The 22,835-nt window shown below is 65.8% G+C and carries 17 protein-coding genes; 4 read left to right on the plus strand and 13 right to left on the minus strand.

The window, feature by feature from the left end:
* Nucleotides 1-105 precede the first annotated feature (105 nt).
* The 9 genes from Q9293_RS15060 to Q9293_RS15100 form a co-directional block, all read right to left on the minus strand.
* Nucleotides 106-4,470: a putative Ig domain-containing protein gene (locus tag Q9293_RS15060; RefSeq protein WP_306252446.1), complete on the minus strand. Its 4,365-nt coding sequence runs from the start codon at nt 4,468-4,470 to the stop codon at nt 106-108.
* 129 nt (nt 4,471-4,599) lie between these two features.
* Nucleotides 4,600-6,144, minus strand: coding sequence for a M28 family peptidase (locus tag Q9293_RS15065; RefSeq protein ID WP_306247960.1), 1,545 nt, complete (start codon nt 6,142-6,144; stop codon nt 4,600-4,602).
* A 50-nt stretch (nt 6,145-6,194) separates the two neighbouring features.
* The gene (gene tatC, locus Q9293_RS15070) at nt 6,195-6,974 is read right to left on the minus strand and encodes a twin-arginine translocase subunit TatC (protein ID WP_306247962.1); all 780 of its coding nucleotides are present in this window, start codon (nt 6,972-6,974) and stop codon (nt 6,195-6,197) included.
* 51 nt (nt 6,975-7,025) lie between these two features.
* The gene (gene tatA, locus Q9293_RS15075; protein ID WP_306247965.1) at nt 7,026-7,184 is read right to left on the minus strand and encodes a twin-arginine translocase TatA/TatE family subunit; all 159 of its coding nucleotides are present in this window, start codon (nt 7,182-7,184) and stop codon (nt 7,026-7,028) included.
* A 46-nt stretch (nt 7,185-7,230) separates the two neighbouring features.
* Nucleotides 7,231-7,614, minus strand: coding sequence for a cytochrome c3 family protein (locus tag Q9293_RS15080; RefSeq protein WP_306247967.1), 384 nt, complete (start codon nt 7,612-7,614; stop codon nt 7,231-7,233).
* A 48-nt stretch (nt 7,615-7,662) separates the two neighbouring features.
* The gene (locus Q9293_RS15085; RefSeq protein ID WP_306247969.1) at nt 7,663-9,357 is read right to left on the minus strand and encodes an FAD-dependent oxidoreductase; all 1,695 of its coding nucleotides are present in this window, start codon (nt 9,355-9,357) and stop codon (nt 7,663-7,665) included.
* A gap of 80 nt (nt 9,358-9,437) precedes the next feature.
* On the minus strand, nt 9,438-9,623 hold the full coding sequence (locus Q9293_RS15090) for a twin-arginine translocase TatA/TatE family subunit (RefSeq protein ID WP_306247971.1): 186 nt from the start codon (nt 9,621-9,623) through the stop codon (nt 9,438-9,440).
* An 84-nt stretch (nt 9,624-9,707) separates the two neighbouring features.
* Nucleotides 9,708-10,967: a porin gene (locus Q9293_RS15095; protein WP_306247973.1), complete on the minus strand. Its 1,260-nt coding sequence runs from the start codon at nt 10,965-10,967 to the stop codon at nt 9,708-9,710.
* A gap of 185 nt (nt 10,968-11,152) precedes the next feature.
* Entirely contained in the window at nt 11,153-11,995 is an 843-nt protein-coding gene (locus tag Q9293_RS15100; protein WP_306247975.1) for an AraC family transcriptional regulator, read from the minus strand.
* A gap of 139 nt (nt 11,996-12,134) precedes the next feature.
* Between Q9293_RS15100 and Q9293_RS15105 the strand changes: the two genes are divergently transcribed.
* The gene (locus Q9293_RS15105; RefSeq protein WP_306247976.1) at nt 12,135-15,416 is read left to right on the plus strand and encodes a S41 family peptidase; all 3,282 of its coding nucleotides are present in this window, start codon (nt 12,135-12,137) and stop codon (nt 15,414-15,416) included.
* 269 nt (nt 15,417-15,685) lie between these two features.
* Here Q9293_RS15105 and Q9293_RS15110 read toward each other — a convergent pair whose 3' ends face one another.
* Both Q9293_RS15110 and dut read right to left on the minus strand, forming a co-directional pair.
* On the minus strand, nt 15,686-16,444 hold the full coding sequence (locus Q9293_RS15110) for a dienelactone hydrolase family protein (protein ID WP_306247978.1): 759 nt from the start codon (nt 16,442-16,444) through the stop codon (nt 15,686-15,688).
* Nucleotides 16,445-16,505: 61 nt separating this feature from the next.
* Entirely contained in the window at nt 16,506-16,961 is a 456-nt protein-coding gene (dut, locus tag Q9293_RS15115; protein WP_306247980.1) for a dUTP diphosphatase, read from the minus strand.
* Between the two features lie 172 nt (nt 16,962-17,133).
* Between dut and Q9293_RS15120 the strand changes: the two genes are divergently transcribed.
* The 3 genes from Q9293_RS15120 to Q9293_RS15130 all read left to right on the plus strand — a co-directional run bounded on the left by Q9293_RS15120 (nt 17,134) and on the right by Q9293_RS15130 (nt 20,786).
* Nucleotides 17,134-18,870: a methyl-accepting chemotaxis protein gene (locus Q9293_RS15120; protein WP_306247981.1), complete on the plus strand. Its 1,737-nt coding sequence runs from the start codon at nt 17,134-17,136 to the stop codon at nt 18,868-18,870.
* A 92-nt stretch (nt 18,871-18,962) separates the two neighbouring features.
* A complete protein-coding gene (locus Q9293_RS15125) occupies nt 18,963-20,111 on the plus strand; it encodes a hypothetical protein (RefSeq protein ID WP_306247983.1) in 1,149 nt (382 codons plus the stop codon).
* Between the two features lie 24 nt (nt 20,112-20,135).
* Nucleotides 20,136-20,786 (plus strand): metal-dependent hydrolase, encoded by a 651-nt coding sequence (locus tag Q9293_RS15130; protein ID WP_306247985.1) that lies wholly within the window; start codon nt 20,136-20,138, stop codon nt 20,784-20,786.
* A 9-nt stretch (nt 20,787-20,795) separates the two neighbouring features.
* On the opposite strand, the gene rlmN is transcribed toward Q9293_RS15130, so the two are convergent.
* Nucleotides 20,796-21,890 (minus strand): 23S rRNA (adenine(2503)-C(2))-methyltransferase RlmN, encoded by a 1,095-nt coding sequence (gene rlmN, locus Q9293_RS15135; protein ID WP_306247987.1) that lies wholly within the window; start codon nt 21,888-21,890, stop codon nt 20,796-20,798.
* Between the two features lie 22 nt (nt 21,891-21,912).
* Nucleotides 21,913-22,821 (minus strand): DMT family transporter, encoded by a 909-nt coding sequence (locus Q9293_RS15140; RefSeq protein ID WP_306247990.1) that lies wholly within the window; start codon nt 22,819-22,821, stop codon nt 21,913-21,915.
* Between the last annotated feature and the right edge of the window lie 14 nt (nt 22,822-22,835).

The following is a 22,835-nucleotide window of genomic DNA, read 5'->3' on the forward strand; positions in this document are numbered from 1 at the left end:
GACACCAAGGCACCAAGAACTGCATGAATTGAAGCTCTGGTTTTCTTGGTGTCTTGGCTCTTGGCGTCTTGGTGGTGGTCCTTATCTGTTGAATTACAATCCGCATCATGGGAAGTGCGCCGCCGCGTAGCCGATGTAGGCTCCAGCTGGACTCGCATAGTCCCAGATGTTGACCGTCTCGTCTGAACCGAAGCGGCTGCGCCAGGTGGCGGAATCGATGAGCAGCAGCAGGCTGGGGGACGACGAGGCCCGCACATTCTGGTTGTAGGGATCGTCAGCGTGATCGAGGTAGAGATCCTCGCTGAGGAAGTGGATGAGCTCGTGGCCGCAGATCCAGATGGGTTGGGTGGGAATGTTCAGCACCCGCAGGCTGGCGTTCAGGAAACCGGTGCTGCCGTGGCAGCCCTCGGTGTAGTGCTGGGTTCCCTGGGCCGGATAACGGGTGTCCACGGTGCCCAGGACGATCTGGGACACCGGCGAGTAGCCGCGGTACCGCCAGATGGCGAAGTCCGATCCAAACGTGTCGGCACCGCCGTTCACGTGGTAGAGGTTCTGCCGCATGTAGTCGAGGAAGCCGCCGATGGTGGCCAGCCGAGAACCGCCGAGGATGCCCGTCTGCCTGAGCCAGGCGTAGGTCCAACGCGGATCGGCGAAGCCCGTGCGGGGCCGGTTGTTATTCCGCAGCGTGGGTTGGTTGGCGCCCGGGTAGGTTCCCAAGCCCACATTCCCATTGGGCAGCAGCCACCCCATGGTGGAGCTGTCGAGAAGCCAGCGCAGCCCATCGGTGTCGTAGTCCGTGAGGGACCAGGGCAGCTGATGGGAGGTCTCCAGCATCAGGGAGAAGGCCACATGGCTGGTGTAGAGCGTCCAGAAGTAGGCCGGGGTCACCTGCAGCATGGTCGAGTTTGAATCGATGCCGACCTGTGCATAGACGTTGGTGGGCCGGTCTGTCAGCGCCAAATCGCCGGGCGCAGAACCCGCCACCATGGTCACAGGCGCGGCCCCGGCGTTGAACCAGGCCACATGATCGAGGTAAGCCTGGTTCAGATCCGCCTGCTGGGAGCCGGACCAGGCGGGCCACGCCACCTTCTGCGCATCCCCCGGCGCGATGTAGTAGTTGAAGGGATCGCCGCTCTGGATCTGCCAGCGGACGGCAGCGGCAACCACAGGATGAGCCGCCAGCCAACCTCCGAGATCCTGGAAGGCGGACACCACAGCGGCCGCGCTGGTGACGCTTCCGCCTGCGCCTCCAGTGACCACCACCGTGAACGCGGTGCCATCATCCATGGCCGCGAAGGCCGGTGCCGTGTAGGTGCTGTTCGTGGCGCCGCCAATGGGAACGCCGTTCCGGCACCACTGGTACGAGAGGCCGCCCGAGCCCGTGGCTGTCACGCTGAAGCTGGGGATGTCGCCCGGGGACAGGATGAGTCCGTGCGGCTGCGCTGTGATCACCGGCGGCTTCACCACCACCGCGAGGCTCGGGCTGGTGGCGCCCGTACCGCCGGCATTGGTGGCGCTGATGGTGTAGCTGGCCGCAGGACTGGCCACCGTGGGGGTTCCGGAGATCTGCCCGGTGCTGGGATCAAGGTTCAGCCCTGCCGGCAGCGCGGGGTTGACGCTCCAGGCGGAGGAGGGCCCGCCCGAATTGACGGGCACCAGCGGGGTGATGGCGACGTCTTTGAAGAAGGTGTAGCTCCCGCTGGCATAGGCGATGTGCGGGGCGTTCTGGCTCACGGTCAGGCTGAAGCTGGGCGCGCTGGTGCCACCGGAATTGGTGGCCGTCACGGTGTAGGTGGCCGCTGCCGAAATGGCCGTGGGCGTGCCGCTGATCTGCCCCGTCACGGTGTTGAAACTGAGCCCTGCCGGCAGGGTGGGAAGGATGCTCCAAGCGGCCACCGGTCCCCCGCTGTTGACCGGCGAGATGGTCACCGGCGTGCCCAGATCCAGCGCATAGGACGCGTTGGAATAGGTCACGGAGGGCGGGGTTTCCACCACACCGATGGTGAGGGTGACCTGGGACATGCCGTAGGCGTTGGAGCCACGGATGACGTAGGTGTTGGTGCTCATGACTTCCGTGGGCGTGCCGGAAATGACTCCGGTCGCTGGATCCAGACTCAAGCCAAGAGAGGGCAGCGCGGGAAGGGAGACGTAGGACGTGATGGGACCACCGCTGGCGGTGGGCACGTTCGGCGTAATGGGCACGTTGCGCAGATAGGTGGCCGCCAAAGTCGGGTAGCTGAGGCCCACCGGCGGCCCCGAGGACACGGTGATCGAGGCGTAGGCGTGGGCGTTGTAGTCATTGCTGGCGGTGAGCCGATACGTGGTCGATCCCGTGGCTGGTACCACGTCCGCCGTGGTGGCCGTGGTCGCACCCACCACAGTGACGGGCCCCACGATGTTCTCCACCAGGTAGCTGGTGGCGCCGGTGGCGGACCAGGCTAGGTGCACCGTGCCTCCCGCCGCCACGGCCTGGGGCGCGGCCGTGAAGGATTGAATGGTCGGCGGCGGCACCACGGTGACGGTGAAGGCGCGGGTGATGCTGCCCACGGCATTCGTGGCCGTCAGGGTGTAGGTGGTGGTCGCGGTGGGATAGGCGACGGCCATGCCGCTGGTGGCGGCAACGGCCCCCACGCCGTTGTCGATGCTGGCACTGGTGTAGAAATTCAGGCCGGTCCAATTCAGCACGGCGGCCTGCCCCTTGCCGATGGTGCTGGCGGTGGGATAGAAGCTCGCCACCGCGGGCAGGCGGCCGAAGGTGGCCGTGATGGCCATGTCCGAGGTGACCTGGGTGACCGTAAGCGGATTGGCGGTCGTGGCGCTGAAGCCGCCCGTGCCCGTCCAGCCCACCAGGGCGTAGCCCGCATTGGGATTCGCTGTCACGGCACTGCAGTCCCCCCCGGCCAGAACGCTTTGGCTCGTGGCCCCTGAGAGGGAACCGTTGGCCCCGGCACTGAACGTCACCGCATGCAGCGCACCGAAGGTCGCGGTAAGCGTGAGATCCGAAGTCACACCGGAGACCACCAGAGGATTGCTGGTGCTGGTGCTGAAACCAGCACCAGCCCAATTGACGAAGCCATTGCCAGGGCTGGGCACCGCCATCACTGCGCTGGTAGACGCGCCGTAGGCCACAGTCTGCGTGGTGTTTCCCGACAGGCTTCCTCCGCTCCCAGCCTGGAAGTTCACCGTGAAGGTCTGAGGTGCGAAATTCGCCGTGAGCGTGAGGTTAGAGGTAACGCCGGGTATCACGAGCGGGTTCGCCGTACTGGCAGTGAAGCCCGGGCCCGTCCAGTTGAGAAAGGTGTAGCCCAGGGCGGGAACCGCCGTCACCGAGCTGGTGGAGGCGCCGTAGGCCAAGGTCTGCGTGGGGCTGCCCGTCAGGCTGCCGCCCGTTCCGGCGGCAAAGTTCAAAGTGAAAGTCTGTGGCGCAAAGTTCGCCGTGAGGGTGAGGTTGGACGTAACGCCGGAGATCACCAGCGGGTTCGCCGTGCTGGCAGTGAAGCCCGGGCCTGTCCAATTGGTGAAGGTGTAGCCCAGGGCGGGCACCGCCGTCACCGAGCTGGTGGAGGCGCCGTAGGCCAAGGTCTGCGTGGGGCTGCCCGTCAGGCTGCCGCCCGTTCCGGCGGCAAAGTTCAAAATGAAAGTCTGTGGCGCGAAATTCGCCGTGAGGGTGAGGTTGGACGTGACGCCGGAAACCACCAGCGGGTTCGCCGTGCTGGCCGTGAAGCCCGGACCCGTCCAGTTGAGGAAGGTGTAGCCCGGGGCGGGCACCGCCGTCACCGAGCTGGTGGAGGCGCCGTAGGCCAAGGTCTGCGTGGGGCTGCCTGACAGGCTGCCGCCCGTTCCGGCGGCAAAGTTCAAAATGAAAGTCTGTGGCGCAAAGTTCGCCGTGAGGGTGAGGTTGGACGTGACGCCGGAGACCACCAGCGGGTTCGCCGTGCTGGCAGTGAAGCCCGTGCCCGTCCAGTTGGTGAAGGTGTAGCCCGGGGCGGGCACCGCCGTCACCGCACTGGTGGAGGCGCCGTAGGCCACGGTCTGCGTGGGGCTACCCGACAGGCTCCCTCCGCTCCCAGCCTGGAAGTTCACCGTCAAGGTCTGTGGCGCGAAATTCGCCGTGAGCGTGAGATTCGACGTGACGCCGGTAACCACCAGCGGGTTCGCCGTACTGGCAGTGAAGCCCGTGCCCGTCCAATTGGTGAAGCCATACCCCGCACTCGGCACCGCCGTGACCGCGCTGGTGGAGGCGCCGGAAACGGGGTTCTGCGTGGTGGCCCCCAGCAGCGAACCACCATCGCCCGCGAGAAAAGTCACCGCATAGACTGTGGGCACCGGTGAGGTGGAACCACCGCTGGTGCTTCCACCGCCGCCTCCGCCGCCACAGGCGGTCCAGGTGAGGAGTGCCAGCAAGCAGAGCAGCCAGCGCAAACGGGTCCAGGCCCCGAGGGGCTCTGCTCCCGTCTGCACCGGCTTCATCACGCGAAGGCTCCTGCGGCCCTGAGGCCTTGAGTCTTCTTTTCGGTCAGGCGGAGCCCGCCCTGGATCGGTATGGACTGCCCATCACTCGGTCCCGGAACCTGTGCATTCGGGAACAGGAACGCGCCCCTAGCGGGGGTTCGGCACCGTGCCCGCCAGCCGCCCCAGTTCCAGGGCGAAGCGCACCTGCTGCATCAGGCCTTCCAGGTTCCACTCGGGGTGGTAGCGGTCCGTGGGCCGGTGGTAGTGGTTCAGGAAATCCGAGGCCTTGGCCTGGGCCGCAGCCTTGTCGCCCAGGTAGTCCCAGCCGCCATCCAGGGAGAAGCCTGGTGACAGCGCAGGCACCCCGGCCTTGGCGAAGGGGAAGTGGTCCGAGCGGAAGCAAAGCCCCGCGGGATCGGCCTTGGCTGGCGTGATGACGAGGCCCGTGGCGGCGGCAGCCTGGGCGCAGAGGGCCCGCATGCGCGGCTCGCTGGAACCCAGCAGGCCGATGTCGCGGGTGGGCCCCACCACGTTGAGGCTCTCCAGGTTGATGTCCAGCACCGTGCGCTCCAGGGGCCAGAGGGGCGCCGCCACGTAAGCCGAAGAACCGATGAGGCCCTGCTCTTCCGCGCAGGGGAAGAAGAACATCACGCTGCGTTCCAGTGGTTCATGGACCAGGGTCTGGGCCAGGGCCAGCACCGCAGCGCAGCCGGTGGCATTGTCCACAGCACCGGCATAGATGGCGCCATCGGCACCCTTGCCGAAGTGATCCCAGTGTGCCGAATAGATCACCACCTCTTTGCGAAGGTCTGGATGTTTGCCCGGTAGGAAACCAGCCACATTCCACTGTTCGAGGGAACGCACGGTGGAGCGGACCTGCCCTTTGGCCTGGATGGGCAACACCACGGGCTGGAAGGTCATCGCATCGGCCCCCTGCGCCAGGGCCTTGAAATCCTGGCCTCCGAGGGCAAAAAGCTTGATCGCGGTGGCCTCGGTGATCCAGCCCTGCACGGCTCCGGGCTGGCCTGAGCCTTCCCGCTGGAAGCGCTCCTGCGTCCAGCCATTGCGCACCACCGGCCAGCCATAACCGGCTGAGGCATCGGTGTGCACCAGCAGCGCCCCCGCCGCGCCTCGACGGCGGGCCTCCTCGAACTTGTAGGTCCACCTCCCGTAGAAGTTCTCGGGCTGGCAGCAGAGGGGCATGGGCGGGCCGCTGTGCCGATCCCCCACCAGCATCACCAGGATGCGGCCCTTCACATCCACGCCCTTGTAGTCATCGCGACTGCCATCGGACGCTGCGATGCCATGGCCCACGAAGACGAGGGGCGCATCCACCGCCAGGGAGGTCTCCGCAGCGGCGGCGCCCAGAACCAACTCACTGCCCAGGGTCGGAGCCAAGGTTCCCTTGAGCCCCTCGAAGCGCAGACCGCTGCCTTCTTCCTGAAGGCGCATGCCGGAAAGTTTGACGGTCTGCCGATAGCTGGGCCCGTTGGCCGGGGCCAGGCCCAGCACCTGAAGTTGCGTTTCCAAGTAGCGGACTGCCAGTTCGCCACCCCGCTGGCCCGTGCCACGGCCTTCCAGCACATCGTCTGCCAGGAAGGCCAGATGGGCCCGCAGCGCCGATTCATCCACCTTGGGCCCTTGGGCCCACAGAGCCATGCCCATCAGGGCAGCACAGATAACAGGTCGCACGGCGGCCTCCATGCCTCTCACTATAGTTGGCCTGGTCGGCCATGAGGGGCTCAGCGCGGTTCAGCCAGCCAGGCCACGATGACGGAAATGAAGTAGAGGCCCAGCAGCACCACGCTGAAGAAGATGGTGGTCACCACCACGTCGCCCGGCGTGAAGAAGGCGCTGAAGATGAGGATGGCCATGGTGGCGTGGCGCCAGTACTTCAGCATCAGCTTGGCGGTCACGATGCGGAAGCGCGCCAGGAAGAAGAACAGCACCGGCAGCTCGAACATCACCCCGGTGATGAGGGTGGTGGAGATGAACAGATCGAGGTAGTCCGAGGCGTGCAGGTTGGCCCGCAGCCCCGCCGAGGCCGCCTCCTGGAAGAGGATGTCGCCGAGGAACTTGAAGGCCTGCTTGTAGGCGAAGGCGGCACCCGCCAGGAAGCAGCCGGAGGTCACCACCACGAAGGGGATGACGAGGCGGCGCTCCTTGGGCATGAGGCCAGGCCGGATGAAGGCCCAGAGCTGATAGAAGAGGAAGGGCGCCGACAGGAAGCCCGCCGCCCAGAGGGACAGCCGCATCATGCTGAAGAAGGGCTCGGTGAGATCTGTGAAGGCGAAGGGATCGAGGGCAGCGACGGCCTTGCCCGTCTGGCGCGCCATGGCCTCCAGGAAGGGCTTCTGGGCCCAGGCCCAGAGTTTGAACCGGAAGGCGTAGGTAACCGTGAACACCACCGCCACGGCCAGCAGCGAGCGCACAATCCGCACCCGCAATTCCTGCAGGTGCTCCCAGAAGCTCATCTTGTCAGGCGGTGCTTCAGGCAGGGGCATGTTCAAGGTCACCGTCATGAAAAGCCCGGCCCCGATGGGGCCGGGCGGGAGATACGGGCTGGTGGCGCCTCAGTCCTTCACGGGGTCCGTGAGTTCCTTGGCAGCCTTCTTGAATTCCTGGATGCCCTTCCCCAGGCCCTTGCCGAGTTCTGGCAGGCGCGAGGGGCCGAAAAAGATCAGCAGGGCGATGCCGATCAGCAGGATTTCCATCATTCCAAGGTTGCCCATGGTGCACTCCGAAAAACAGGTCAGTGAAGGTGAGTCCGTTAACCGATCAAGGCACCTTGAACGGGAACTTGTGGCAGGGAAGGCAGAGGTTTTCCGAAGCCACATGCTCGTGGTGGCAGCGGTTGCAGTCGGCCTCCGTTCCGAAATGCCGGTTCTCATGGGGATTCGTCGGCTTGACCTGGGCCGTCCGGGCGGCCAGATCCTTCGTGTCCCCATGGCAGCTGAGACACTTCTGCATGGGGACCGCCACCTTCTGCGCAGCCTTGCCATGGCATTGGATGCAGGTCACACCATTGTCGGCATGCTTGGACGGACGGGCGGCCTTCCCTTTCGCGGTCGCCCCGGCAGCGGCGAGGTCGCCTCCGCAGAGCAGCATCGTGAGCAGGACCAGCGACGCCGCTGCAAGTCTTGGAACAGTCGTGCGGTTCATATCGTCTCCAATCGAATGGGTGAGTTGGACCGGGCCTGGCCCCGGGGCTCAGAGCTTCGCAACATGCCTTCCCGTGAGGTAGCCGAAGGTGTAGCAGCGCCCCAGCGAGAGGCCGAAGACCGTGAGCGGATAGTCCACCCCTCCGTAGAATCCGCCGCCCAGGTTGCCGATGAGGAAGAGCCCCTTGATGGGCTTGCCGTCGGCGTTGAGGGCCTGGTGGTTCTCGTCCACGAGCATGCCGGAGCAGATGGCCGAAACCCGCACGCGGCGGTGGATGCCGTAGAAGGGAGCTTTGATCACGGGGATCAGGCGGTCCGCGGGCTTGCCGAAGTCGCTGTCCTTGCCGGAGGCCACCAGATCGTTGTAGCGCTTGACCGTGGCCACCAGGGTGGCCGGATCCGCCTCGATCTTCCGGGCGAGCTCCTCGATGGTATCGGCCACGTGCGTGTTCACCTGGGACTCGAACACACCCTTCTTGGGACCGGGATCCTCGGGCATGTAGTGCTTCAGGCCTTCGGGCGGCACCAGCTTGCCCGGCCAAGTGGCGGCCTGCGTCATGTAGTTCGAATCGAAGATCTGCGAGTAGTGGCCGGCGTTCTCCGCATCCTTCAGGTAGTTGTTCAGCAGCGACATCTCGACGGTCTCGTTCACGAACCGCCGCCCCTTGCGGTCCACCGCCAGGAAGGGCATGTCGCACATGGAGGCGGGGCCCGCATCGAAGTCGTGCAGCATCTTGGTGTGGCCGATGGGCTCGAAGACGCCGCCCGCCCAATAGGCCATGGCGAAACCATCGCCGGTCTTGTCGAGCTGCTTGCGGCCCAGGTGCTTCACATCGGGGACGAAATAGTCGGACATGGCCTTGTTATTCTGGTAGTCGCCCGTGGCGAGAATCACCCCCTTCCTTGCCAGGAATTTCGTGTACTTGCCGCTCGCATTCCGGGCGATCACGCCGAGGACCTCCCCTGCCTTGTTCTGCACCAGCTGGACCGCAGGCATGCTGAAGAAGAAGCGGACTCCGGCCTTCTCGGCGGTCTTTGCGAGGTGGCGCATGCCATCACCCGTGGTGTAGGGCTTGGGGCCGAAGAAGGAGGTGACATAGCCCAGGCCATAGCCGTTGACCTTGAGGATGGCCCGCTGAGCGGGACTGCCTTGGTCCACCACGGGAGACCCACCCTGGCGGGCGCGGTCGATGACCCACTTGACCGCTTCGCCCGAGTTGTAGGCCCACTGCCGAACGAGCTTGGGGTTGCAGCGGTGGTTGCTGTCGGCGATGAGCCGCGCCACCAGGGCCTCGATCCCGGCCTTCTCGCTCACCGCCAAATCAATGCCGGCCCCGGTGTTGCCCTGGGAGAGGGCGAAAGGCGCCTTCTGCACCACCGCCACCTTGGCTCCGTTTTCAGCGGCGGAGAGCGCCGCCGGAACGCCCGAGGCACCGGCTCCGACCACCACGACATCGAAGGTCAAGGTCTCGCTGATCTCCCGGTCACGGATGGGTTTCGGCTTGGGCAGGAAGGTGAGGGTGGCACCGCCATCCGAACTCTTCGCATAGTCCAAGCCCTTGGTATCCGGAATTCCTACGGCGGCTGCGGCCGAGGCTGGCAGGCCCGAGAGGCCGAAGAGGCCCGCAGCGGCCGCGCCACCAGCCGCCCGCGACAGGAAGCTGCGGCGCGACAAGCCGTTCTCAAGTGCCTGTCGGGTGTAGGGGTCGGGTTCTTGTTCGTCTCTGAGATGATCCTGGCTCATGCTTCATTCCTCCTGAATGGATGGGTTCCCGTCGCGGGTCGGGCAGGCGGGCCGGAAGGGCCGCCTGCCCGGTGGCCTGGCTACCTGGTCTTCTCCCCGGATGCGCCCAGCTCGCTGGCCGAATCGGTGAGCTCGCGACCAGCCTTCTTGAATTCCTGGATGCTCTTGCCCAGCGACTTGCCCAGTTCAGGCAACCGCGAGGGCCCGAAGAAGACCAGCAAGGCCGCGCCGATCAAGAGGATTTCCGTCATACCGAGATTGCCCATGCGGCGCTCCGTAGGTGGTGGGGTCGGGTGGGGGGCTGGAGCGCGGGTTCTGGCGGTCCGCCATGGAACCCGCGCTTCCGCCTGCTAGAAGGTGTAGAGAATGCCGAGGCCGAATCCGGTGGTCGAGGCGCCGGGCGCCACCTTGCCCACGGGCGGGAACAGGGCGTAGCTGGCCGAGCGGTCGTTGTTCATCCCATAGGCCGACACATACAGATCCGCGGTCTTGGTGAGGCTGTAGACATAGCCCGCACTCCACTGCGTACCCCCGAGACCGTTCGTGGTGGCGGGTCCTCCGCCGAGCACCGTGACGCTGCCGGCATTGGCCTTGCCGTAGGCGCCGAACAGCTGGTGGGTGCCCCACCGCTGCTGGACCAGGAGGTACCAGGCGTCGCGCTCGTAGTGGTTCACCTTGCCCGCCACGGTCTCATCCGTGTCGTAGGTCAGCCGCTCGGCGATGGCCGAAACCTTGGTGCCAGTGCTGAAGGCGTAGGCCGCCACCAGCTCATGGCCCACATCCTTCGAGGAGGCGTTGGTGGCCGTCGCCCCCGTGCTCCCGCCCAGTTGGGACAGGCCGAAGTAGTTGTTGTGCTGCTCGAAGCCGTAGCTGATGTTGAAGGCCCCCTGCTTGTAGGTCAGCAGGGCCGACCACAGATCCGGACTCACCGACGGCACCGTGGTGGTCGCCGTGGTCTTGCCTTCATTCACGGAATAGGCCACCCGACCCGAGAAGCCGTTCATCTCAGGTGTCCAGTACTGCACGCTGTTGCCCTGGCGGCGGTTGAAGGCCGCATCAGCCGAGGTGTTCGCCCGGCCATTCTGGGTGGTGGTGCCCGGCACATTGAAGCCGGGATTCGCGGTCAGCGCGTTGTCGAAGGGATTGAGGCCCCGCAGCGCGCCCACGAACAGGAGCGGAACCTTGTAGGGCGTGTCCCAATTGCCGTAGAAGACACGGCCCCAGCTACCTTCCAGGCCCAGGCAGCTGTTGCGGCTGGTCAGGCTGTTGGGCGCGTCACCATCCGGGCTGATGGCGCTTTCGATCTGCCAGATGATTTTCAGATCGTCGTTCACCCTGTAGCTGCCCCTGAAGCCCAGGTTCGACGTTCCCGAGGTCATGCGGTTGCGCGCGGGCAGGTTGCCCAGGTCGCCCGTGTAGGCCGTGGCCGCCACCTGGGTCGCGCCGCCTGTGGCCGGGGAAAGCCCGGGCGCCGTGGCACCACTGGTTTTGATGTGGTCCATGAAGGGCAAGAGCGTGCCATAGATCTGCACGTCGCTGGCCTGCGCCGATGCGCTGAACGGAAGGGCACACGCTCCTGCCAAGGTGAGGATCAGGTTCCTGGATTTCACGACAGACCTCCGGATGGTTGCTTAGTCGCAACTTTTTTGTATTTAGACCACTGTTTACCCATGGGTGTTCAATAACCAAGGGCATGGGCAAGCGTAGTCCGAGGCCGTTCGATTCTCCTGGTACGCAGCTGCCGAATTCTGGTAAATCCAGGATCAGAGTGACCGGCCCGGGAACTTCGCCCTGTTCAGCTCACCCGGGAGGCCGCGGGCACGCTGAGGCTCCTGGATTTCCGATAGCCCGAGGGCGTCTCCCCGGTGGCCTTCCGGAAGGCCTTGGTGAAGTTGGATTGGTCCTCACTGCCCAGTTCCGCGGCGATCTGCTGGACGCTCAGGTCCGAGTTCAGCAACAACCGTTTGGCCTCAAGCATGCAGCGCTCGATGATGAGGTTCTGCGGCGTCTTTCCCAGCACCAGCTTGCAGACCGCACCGAGTCGCCGCGTGGTGCAGCGCAGCTTCCGGGCGTAGAACTCCACATCCTTCTCGGTTCCGAAGTGGCTGTCCAGCTGCTGCAGAAAGGCCTGGAAGAGCTTGAACTCAGAGGACAGGTGGGCCTGGTTCTGGGCGCCCCGCTCCCGAATCCGGGACTGGAGGAGGTGCAGGAACGCCGACAGCAGGTGCCGCAAAACCGGTCGGGCTTCGTCAGACTTGATCTTGCCGATGTCCCACATGAGCCGGGCCAGGGTCGCCGCCTGCTGGCAGAGGTCATCTTTGGGAAGGGGCAGGTTGGGCGAGGCCAGAAAGTCCGAGAACACCCAGGAGGCACCCTGGTCCAGGAAATCCTCCCCGAAGTCGAACATCCAGCCTTCGTCCTGCGTGTCCGGCAGATACAAATGTTTCTTCCCCTTGGCCACCAGCATCACCCAGGGCCCGTGGATGCGCGTCTCCTCCCCATCCACCCAGTGGGACCCCGAGCCACGAAGAATGAAGAAGACCTGATGGAAGGGGTGACAGTGAGGCCCAGGCTCACCCATGCGCCAGTTCAGATTGCTGCGCTCATCGAGGGGCCACACACTGAACAACGTATCCATGGTCGAATTCCAGATGGTTTGATCGCCAAGGTTGCGATTATTAGCCGACTTGTTGATTCTCGCAAGAACTCGGGAGAACTCAACCAAGCAGCCCCCTTCACGTAAGACACGTGGACCCCTCATGAGCCCAGGAGTGTGCATGCGCCTGCTTCCCCTTTTCTCGACTGCCCTCGTGGTGGCCGCCTCAGTCAGCGCCTCGGCGCAGATCGATGCCCGGCTCATGCGGTATCCCGATGTGTCGGCCACACAGATCGCCTTCACCTATGCCAACGACCTCTGGCTCGTGCCCAAGACCGGCGGCGTGGCCCAGCGTCTCTCCACCCCCAAGGGGGAGGAATCCTTCGCCCGGTTTTCACCCGATGGAAAGGAACTGGCATTCAGCGGCAACTACGATGGCAACCTCGATGTGTACACCCTGCCCGTCACCGGTGGTGTGCCGACACGGGTGACCCACCATCCCCTGCCCGACCGCCTCGTGGATTGGACACCGGATGGCAAGGCTCTGCTGATCGCCTCGCCCATGGAATCGGGCAAGGATCGCTTCAACAAGTTCTTCCTCGTGCCCAAGGGCGGCGGCCTGCCGCAGCCCCTGCCCCTGCCCTACGCCGAATTCGGCGCCTTGTCGCCGGATGGCAAAGTGCTCGCCTACCAGCCCATCAGCACCGATTTCCGCACCTGGAAGCGCTACCGCGGCGGCATGGCCTCGGAGATCTGGTTCTACAACCTGGAAAAGAAAACCGCAGAGCGTCTGCCCAGCCTCAATGGCTCCAACGACTCCATGCCCATGTGGCACGGCGGGAAGCTCTACTTCCTCTCCGACCGCGATGGCGTGAAGCGCAGCAACATCTGGTCCTATGATCTGGCCACGAAAGCGTTCAAGCAGATCACCTTCTTCAAGGAATACGATGCCCACTTCCCCGCCATCGGGCCTGAGGACATCGTGCTCGAGGCCGGAGGCCGCCTGCACCGCATCGAGTTGCCCTCTGAAAAAGTGGTGGAGGTCAAAGTTGAGGTGGTGACCGATCAGGCCACCCTGAAACCCCGCAGCGAAAACGCCGCCAAGCTGCTGCGGAATCCCGATCTCAGCGCCCAGGGCAAGCGTGCCGTCTTCGAGGCCCGCGGTGAGATCTTCTCCGTGCCTGCGGAAAAAGGCTACGTCGTCAACCTCACGCGCACACCCGGCGTGGCCGAGCGCCACCCTGCACTGTCTCCTGACGGCCAGCAGGTGGCCTACTTCAGCGACCGCAGCGGCGAGTACGAGTTGTGCGTCCGGCCGGCAGACGGCACGGGCGAGGAACGCCAGGTCACCCACATGGGCCCCGGCTTCCGCTACCACATCAGCTGGTCGCCCGATGGCAAGCGCGTGGTCTTCGCCGATCAGGCCATGCGCATCAACCTCTGCGATCTCGACACCGGCAAAGTCCAGGTGGTGGACAAGGGCCACTTCATGTTCGAAGATCCGCTGGAGGCCTTCCGCGCCAACTGGTCCGCGGACAGCCGCTGGTTCGCCTATCCCATCGACACCCCCAACCAGAACAGTGTGGTGGTGGTCTACGACACCAAGACGGGTCAGCGCCATCCGGTGACCTCACCCTTCTACAATGCCGGCGATCCCACCTTCGATCCCGAAGGCAACTACCTGTTCCTGTCCACGGGCCAGCAGTTCAGCCCCACCTACAGCGATCTGGATGCCACCTGGGTCTACACCGCCACCACCCGCCTGGCCGCCCTGCCCCTGCGCAAGGACGTGGCTTCCCCCCTGGCGCCCAAGAACGATCTGGATGCGCCCAAGGATGAGAAAGACAAGGACGACAAGAAGGCCAGTGGCAAGAAGGACGGCGACAAAAAGGACAACGCAGACAAGAAGGACACACCTAAAGCCGTCGACATCGACCTGGAGGGCATCGAGTCCCGCATGGTGCTGTTGCCCCCTGCGGCAGGCTACTACTCGGATGTGGCCGCAGCCAAAGGGAAACTGGCCTACCGCCGGGCCGCCCAGCAGAACCCCAACGGCGAGACCAAGACCACGCTCTACGTCTACGACTTCGAAGAACGCGAGGAGAAGGCCGTGCTGGCCGATGTGGAGGGCGCCCTCCTCAGCAGCGATGGCAGCAAGGTGCTGGTGAACCGCAAACAGGACTACGCCCTCATCGACCTCAAGCCCGATCAGAAATTCGAGAAGAAGCTGCCCACGGGCGAACTGATGATGACGGTGGATCCCAAGGCCGAGTGGCAGCAGATCTTCAACGATGCCTGGCGCCTGGAGCGCGACATGTTCTACGATCCCGGCCTCCATGGCGTGGACTGGAAGACCATGCGCGCCCGCTACAGCAAGCTCATCCAGGACTGCGTCACCCGCGAGGACGTGAACTTCGTCATCGGCGAACTCATCTCCGAATTGAACGCCTCCCACACCTACCGCGGCGGCGGCGATGTCGAACAGCCCGCCCGCATGAACACGGGCCTGCTGGGCGCGGACTTCGCCCTCGAGAATGGGCATTTCCGAATCAAGAAGATCCTGCGCGGCGCGGACTGGGATGCCCAGGTGCGCGGTCCCCTGGCCCAGCCGGGTCTCAGGGTGAAGGAGGGCGACTACCTCCTGGCCGTGAACCGCATTCCCCTGGATGCGGCCAAGGATCCCTGGGCCGCTTTCCAGGGCCTGGCGGGCAAGACGGTGCTGCTCACCGTCAACGACAAGCCCACCACCACCGGCGCCCATGATGTGATCGTGGAAACCGTGGCCAACGACTACCAGCTGCGCTACTGGGACTGGATCGAGGCCAAGCGGCGGTATGTCGAGAAGACCACGAACGGCCGCCTGGGCTACATCTACGTGCCCGATACCGGCATCGGTGGACAGAACGACCTCGTGCGGCAGTTCCGCGGCCAATGGGACAAGGCGGGACTCATCATCGACGAGCGCTTCAACAGCGGCGGCCAGATCCCGGATCGCTTCGTGGAGCTGCTGAGCCGGAAGACCTTCAACTACTATGGCGTGCGCGACGGCAAGGACTGGCAGTGGCCCGCCGTGGCCCATGACGGGCCCATGGCCATGCTCATCAACGGCTGGAGCGGATCAGGCGGCGATTGCTTCCCCTTCCTCTTCAAGAAGTCGGGCCTGGGCCCTCTCATCGGCCGCCGCACCTGGGGCGGGCTCATCGGCATCAGCGGCGCGCCCGGCCTCATCGATGGCGGCAATGTGACCGTGCCCACCTTCGGCATCTTCTCGAAGGAAGGCCAGTGGATCGTGGAAAGCTACGGCGTCGATCCCGACATCGAAGTGATCGACGACCCCGCGCTCATGGCCCAGGGCAAGGATCCCCAGCTGGACCGCGCCATCCAGGAAGTGGAAGCGGCCATCAAGAAGAACCCCCCCGTGCCTACGCCCAAGCCCCCCTATCCCAACCGCGCGGGCTACTGAGGAGAGATCCCTGCTGCGCCTTCCCCTTCTGGCAGCCCGCTGCCTCGGCCTGCTTCAGGCCGAGGCTCCCACGAAGGGGGAGGTGCACCTCAAAAATTTCCGTTTTCGCTCCGGCGGCTAGGCGTGAGTTCCGCAGACGATCTCATCAATCCACCCGAGACAGGGCATCCTCGTGCATGAAATCATGCGCGAAGCCACGGCAGCCACAGCATGGCGGCGCTTTAGAAGGACCTGCTTCTCGAGTTGTTGAAACAGTCCGAACCGAAGCCTTAGAAGATCTCTTTGAAGAAATCTTTCATATGCTGCCAGCTTCGGCGGTGCGCGGCTTCGTTGTAGGCACCCCCCTTGTTGTTGTCGTTCCCCGCTTCCTTCTGGGTGAAGCTGTGGACGGCGCCCGCATAGGCCACAAACACGTAGTCCGCCTTGGACTGGCGCATCTCCTCCTGGAAGGCGGCCACATCCTTGGCGGGCACGAAGGGATCGTCGGCCCCATGGCAGACCAGCACTTTGGCGGCAACGGCGGCTGGCGCGTAGCCCTCGGGCACATCCAGGCCACCGTGGAAGGAGACCACGCCCTTCACCGGCAGGCCACCCCGGGCGGCTTCCAGGGCGCCGGTGCCGCCAAAGCAGAAACCGATGACGGCGATGCGCGAGGCATCCACGCCCTTCTGGGCCTTGAGGGTGTCGATGGCCGCGGCGATGCGGCGGCGGTACAGGGCCCGGTCGCCCTTGAACGCCCCCGCAAGCTTGCCCGCCTCGGCCGCGTTGGCGGGGTGCACGCCGTCGCCATAAATGTCCGCCGCCAGGGCCATGTAGCCCAGCTTGGCCAGATCATCCGAGACCTTGCGTTCATGCGCCGTGACGCCCATCCACTGGTGCACCACCACCACGCCGGGCACCTTGCCCTTCACCGCTGCGGGCCGGGCCACATAGCCAGTCAGCTTGGTGGCCCCCTCGGAATAGGCCAGAGGCTGCCCCGCGAAGGCGGGCATGACGCCGAGAGAAAGAGCCAGGGCAAGGACACGCATGGGACCTCCGGGGTGGGAGTCCGATGCTATGGCTGTTTGAACGGGCATTCCAGCAAAATCACTAGCGCCCTGTACTGCCGTAGCCGCCGCTCCCGCGCGCTGTGTCGCCCAGGGCCTCCACGCTGGCTTCCGGTATCCAGGTCCAGCTTTCCACCGGCGCCACCAGCAGCTGGGCGATGCGTTCACCGCGCCGCAGATCGAAGGGCGCTTCCCCGTGGTTGATGAGCAGCACCTGCACCTCGCCCCGGTAGTCCGCGTCGATGGTGCCGGGCGCGTTGAGCACCGTGAGCCCGTGCTTGAGGGCCAGCCCGGAGCGGGGCCGCACCTGTCCCTCGAAACCCGGCGGCAGGGCCATGACCAGGCCCGTGGGGACGAGACGCCGCTGCCCCGGGGCCAGCGTCCAGGTTTCACCATCGGGAAGGGCCGCCCGCAGATCCATGCCGGCCGCATGGGGTGTGGCCGCCGTGGGCAGATCGAGGCCCTGGCCGTGGGGAAGCTGGTGAACGGGGATGCGCATGCTTCGACCTTCCCATACATCCGGGGAGCGCAGCCAGCCCCCATGGATGGTCGTCGCTTTTTGCCCACTTCAGGCCAGGAATCCCCCAAAAAATCATCCCCCGCGACTCGAAGGCCGATCTCGATTCATGCCGCACCGGGCATCCCGATCCTGGCGCGAGGGAGGCTGTCCCATGAGTCGACTCCGGCAGGCCTACAAACTTCAGACCATGGTCATCGGTCTGGTCTCCCTGGTCATCGTGATCGCCTTCACCGTGGTGGCCACCCTGGTGCGCAGCGAGATGAGGGCTAAGGCCATCGACGCGGAACTGGTGAAGGCCCGCACGATCACCCTGCAGGCGGAATCCACCCGGGATTACATGGCCAAGATGCGGGCCAGCGGCGTCTATGACGACGCCAAACTGGCGAAGGATGTGAACCTGCTGATCCAGGCCGTGCCCATCGTCACGGCCATGAAGACCGCAGGCGAAAAAGCCAAAGAGGCGGGCTTCGAGTTCCGCGTTCCCAAAGAGTTCCCCCGCAATGCCAAGAACCAGCCCGATGCCAAAGAACTGGACGTGCTGAGGAAGCTGGCCGCGCGCCAGGGCGAGGAAGGCACCCCGGACAGCTGGTTCGAGGACACCACGATGAATGCCGTGCGCTTCTTCCGCGGCATCCGTCTCACCCAGGATTGCCTGGCCTGCCACGGCGATCCCGCCACCAGCAAGGCCCTGTGGGGCCGGCAGGATGGCACCGATCCCACCGGCGCGCGCATGGAGGGCTGGAAGACCGGTGAGATCCACGGCGCCTTCGAGGTGATTTCCTCCCTGGAGGCCCTGGACCGCGACATGGCCCGCGTCACCGGATGGATCGTGGCCCTGGGCGCCATCGTCTGCACCCTCAGCATCCTGGCCATCACCTGGTTCCTCAAGCGGCGCATCTTCAGCCGCCTCGCCTCCGCCACCGCCCTGATGCGCCAGGTGGCCGAGGGGGATCTCACCGCCCACATCGAAGATCACCGGAACGATGAACTGGCCGAGAACTTCGACGCCTTCAACACCATGGCGAAGAGCCTCAAGGAGATTGTGCTCCGCATCCAGGACAGCGCCGAGGCCATCCAATCCGCCTCCGGCGAGATCGCCGCCGGCAACCTCGACCTGAGCCGCCGCACCGAAGCCCAGGCCGCAGGTCTGGAGGAAACCGCCAGCTCCATGGAGGAAATCACCGCCAACATCAACATGACCGCCGAGAATGCCCGGGGAGCCGATGACCGCGCCGTCCAGGCCCGCAACGTGGCCGCTGAAGGCGGCACCGCCATGGGCCAGGTGGCCGAAGCCATGGGCGAGATCGACACCAGTGCCAGCCGCATCCAGGAAATCATCACCGTGGTGGAGGAGATTGCCTTCCAGACCAACCTGCTGGCCCTCAATGCCGCCGTGGAGGCGGCCCGGGCCGGCGAGATGGGCCGCGGCTTCGCCGTGGTGGCTGCGGAAGTGCGCAACCTCGCCAAGCGCTCCAGCGACGCTGCCAAGGAGATCAAAGGGCTCATTCACGATTCCGTGGCCAAGGCCAAGGAGGGCTCCAGCATCGCCTCCCGCGCCGGGCGAACCATCCAGGAAGTGGTGGAGAACGTGGAACGCGTCACCGAACTCATCTCCGACATCGCCCGGGCCACGGGCGAACAGAGCCTCGGTCTGAATGAGGTGAACAAGGCCGTGTCGCAGATGGACGAGGCCACCCAGGAGAACGCCGCCCTGGTGGAGGAAGCCAGCGCCGCTGCGGAATCCCTCAACCGCCAGGCCCAGGAACTGGCGGCCATGGTGGCCCATTTCCAGACTGGCGCCTCGGCCCGTTCCCACGCCATCGCGCCAAACCCGGGCCGCGCCCTTGCCGGTCAGCGCCCAGCCCTGAGAAACCGCACCACCCGCTAAACACGGGCCAGTCATCGCGCCAGGAAGCCGCCCCGCATACCCTGGAGGCACAGGCGGGGCGGTTCCCCGTCCCAGCTGGAGAAGGAAGGCTCATGGCCCGAAAGGACCCGCGGTCACAGGAGGCGCTTCGCAGATCCACCCTGTCGCTGGCCTTCCTCCTGGTGGGAGTTGGCCTGGCCTGCAAGCGGGAGGATCCCCAGATCCGCACCCTCACCGAGCAGGCCGCCCACGCTGACGAGGCGGCCCAGCAGTTGCGCCAAGCCTGGAGCGATCAGTTCAGGCGCCTGACACGGGCCAGGGTCGGCCCGCTGCCGCCCGAGGCCAACCTTCTGCTGCTCACCCCCGAGCAGAAACAAGCGTTGGAAGCCCGCGTCCGCATGGAGAAGGACAGCTCCCGGAAGGGCCTCCTGCGGGAAATCCTGGAGAAGGATGCCGAGCTTCAGACCCTGAACGGCCAGCTGGCATCCCTGCGGGCGGCCCTGCCCGAGCCCGAGCCCGTGCGTCCCAACGACAGCCACTACGGCATGGCCCTGCGCTTCCTTCGCGCCCAGGGGCAGTCCGAGGCCGAGGCCCGACAGACCCTGAGCCGCGTGCCCATCTTCGAGCGGCTGCTGCCGGGATTCGAGGTCTACCACTTCTTCCACCAAGGTGAGTACGGCACCTGGGTGTCCCGGGGCCGAGCGGCCATCTCGCCGAAGGATTACGCCCGCCTGGACCCCGATCTGCCCATCAACGAACGGGACGCCGCCCGAGCCGTGGGACAGCGGCTGCGGCGGGAATTGGCCGCCCTCGAAGCGGAGCGGCGGACGGTGGAGCAGGAGGTCGCGGCCCTGCAGGCGGAACAGGCCCGTTACATCGAGGGGCGGACCGCGCTCCAGTCCGAGAATGCCCGCGACCTGGCCCGCCTGAACTCCCTGCACTACCTCGTGGGCGTGCGGGACCAGCTGGAGGCCGCCGGCATCATCGCCATCCCCCTCTTCGGCAAGGACCACTCGGGGCCCACCTGGAACGACTCGGCGTTCACGCAGCACCTGGACCTCCGCACGGGCAGCACATTGACCCTCCGGGCCCAGGACCTGGGCCTGAAGGAAATCGGCCAGGTGAGCGTCGTGCCGGGCTCCTACACAGCCGGAGAGCACTACCGCCTGAGCCTCAGCGCTGATCGCCAAGTGGCCACCATCGAACTGCTGGCCCTGCCCCGCTTCAAGAACGACAAAGTGGTATTCGCCCTCGCGGAGTGAGGGCGCGAGCGGCGCCATGGTACGATGCTGGATCCGTCCGGCGCCGCCCAGGGCCCCCCGCCTGCGCCGACGGCCACGCCACCCTCCGCCGGGATCGCCATGTCCTCCCTCTTCGGCCACGCACTCGCGGGCCTCGCCATCAGCGCCGCCTGCACCCGGAGCCGCCCGCCGCGCCGGGTCTGGGCCTTCGCCGTGGCCTGCGCCGTGGCGCCGGATCTGGACTGGTTCATGGAGTTCTTCCAGCTTTCCCAGAGAGCCAGCCTGGCCCACCGGGGGATCAGCCACTCCCTGCTGGCCGCCCTGCTCATCGCGGTGGCCGCCATGCTCATTGGCTTCAGGCCCCAGCTGCGCAGCGCCCGCCTCTGGACCTGCATGCTGGCCGCGTCCTTCTCCCACGGCCTGCTGGATGCCTGCACCTTTGGTGGCACCGGTGTGGCCTTCCTGCTGCCCTTTTCCAATGCGCGATTCGTGGGCGCCTGGCAGCCCATTTTCGTGTCGCCCATCCCTCTCTCGGGCAAGCTGCTCGACTGGCTGCTGTTCTCCCTGGGCACCGAGATCGTGTGGATCGGCCTTCCCGCCGCCGTGGTGTTCTTCGCCCCCCAGACCATGCAGCGGCTGCGCCTGTCCATGCAGAGGCTGCGCCTGCGCTGGAAGCAGTCCGAAGAATCCAGCTAACAGTCGCGGTTACGGTTTTTCGCCGGATCCCCGCGCCTTCACCAGCTGCCCGCAGGCGCCCTGCACGTCGCGGCCCCGGCTGCGGCGCACGGTGACGAAGCAGCCGCGATCCTTCAGCCAGCCGGCGAACTGCTGCACACGATCTTCACCGGGCTCGCGGAAGCCGCTGGCCGCATGCTCATTCATGGGAATCAGGTTCAGGTTGTGGCCGCGGCGCAGGTCCCCCAACCAATCGGCCAGTCGCTGGGCATCGGCCTCGGTGTCGTTCTCGCCCGCCAGCAGCACGTACTCGAAACAGAACTTCTCGCCGCGCGCAGGCCCCCAGGCGTCCAGCGCCTGCCGGAGCCTCGCCAGGTTCCAGACGCGGTTCACGGGCATGGTGCGGCTTCGGGCTTCGTCCGTGGTGGCGTTCAGGCTCAGGGCCAGCAGCGGGCGCGGTTCCATCCGCGCCAGTTTCTCGATGCCGCTCACCAGGCCCGAGGTGCTCACGGTGATGCGGTTCTTCCCCAGGCCCAGGCCCGCGGGATGGCACATGAGGCGGATGGCGCGATGCAGGTGGTCGAGGTTGTGCAAAGGCTCACCCATGCCCATGAACACCAGGGTGACGAGGTGGCCGCGGTCGGGACCGAGCTGGGCCATGAGGGCCAGCACCTGGCCCAGGATTTCGCCGGGCTGCAGGTTGCGCAGGATGCCCATGCTGCCCGTGGCGCAGAAGGTGCAGCCCATGGCACAGCCCACCTGGCTGGAGATGCAGTAGGTCACGCGCGGGTGGCGCACCCGGCGCGGCATGTGGACCGCCTCGATGCGCTTGCCATCGGCCAGCTCCAGGGCCAGCTTGGTGGAGCCATCCCCAGAGGGCTGCTGCTCCACGAGGCGCGGCAGATCCAGGTCGGCCACGCCTTCCAGCCAACGGCGGATGCCCACGCCCAGATCCGGCGCACCCTCCTCCCAGGTCCAGGGGCGATGCAGCCGCTTGAAGGTTTCGAGGGCGCTGCCCGGACAGCCCAGAGCCTCAAGATCCTCTGGAAACAGGCCCCAGGCCGAAGGCAGGCCACCTCGCTCGGGGGCGGGCACATCCCAGGGCATGGCTGTGGCCTTCGTCATCCCGCCATTCTATCGGCCCCGCTCAGATGGCGCTTTCCGCAGTCCCGCCTTTCGCCGTCTGTGGCGCCCGGGGCAGTATCAGGACATTACCCAGCAGGCACAGCAGCACACCAACCAACAGCCAACCATGCCATCGGAGCCCTTCGAGGGCGGTGGAAAGGACCAGCGCCACGACAGGGATCGCCACCATGGCGTAGCCCGCCCGGCCTGCCCCGATGCGGCCGACCAGGGTGAGGTAGGCGCCGAACGCCAGGATGGAACCGAAGACGGCCAGGAACGCCAGGGAGCCCATGTACCGCAGAGAGCTGTCGAAGACGAAGGGACGCCCCGCCGCCCATGCGTAAAGCGCCACAAAGAGGGCGCCGTAGCCCATGCTCACCGCGTTGCCCTGCACCACAGGTATGCCCTGGCGCTGGTTCCGCTGGGAAACCAGGTTGCTGAGGCTCGCCGCCACCGTCCCCCCTACGGCCAACGCCAGGCCCGCCCGCAGGCCGTGTCCCGGCATCGTGGTCCCGGCTCCGGGGAGGCAGATGAATCCAACCCCGGTCACCCCGAGGGCGGTACCCCAGAGGGCTTTCCCCGGCACCGGCGTGCCGAAGAACACTCTTGCGCCCAGCAGGTTCAGGATCGCCATCAGGGAAAAGATCACGGCCATGAGACCCGACGGAATGCGCTGTTCCGCCAGGTACACGCAGACGTAGTTCAATCCGAACATCAGCGCCCCCTGGAGCGCCATCCACCCATGCTCCCTCAGGGTGAAACGCAGCTTCAGGCGGCGGAGGAGGGACCAGCCCGCGAGCAGGCCCGCCGCCAAGGCGAACCGGTAGGCCACCGAGACCTCCGGCGCCACACGACCGTACTGGAAGGTGATGGCGATCCAGGTGGATCCCCAGATCAGCACCGAGACGAGGTAGAGGGTGAGGTTGTTCATCGCACTCCAGGTTC

This window comes from Geothrix sp. PMB-07 (genome assembly GCF_030758935.1).
Taxonomy (GTDB): domain Bacteria; phylum Acidobacteriota; class Holophagae; order Holophagales; family Holophagaceae; genus Geothrix.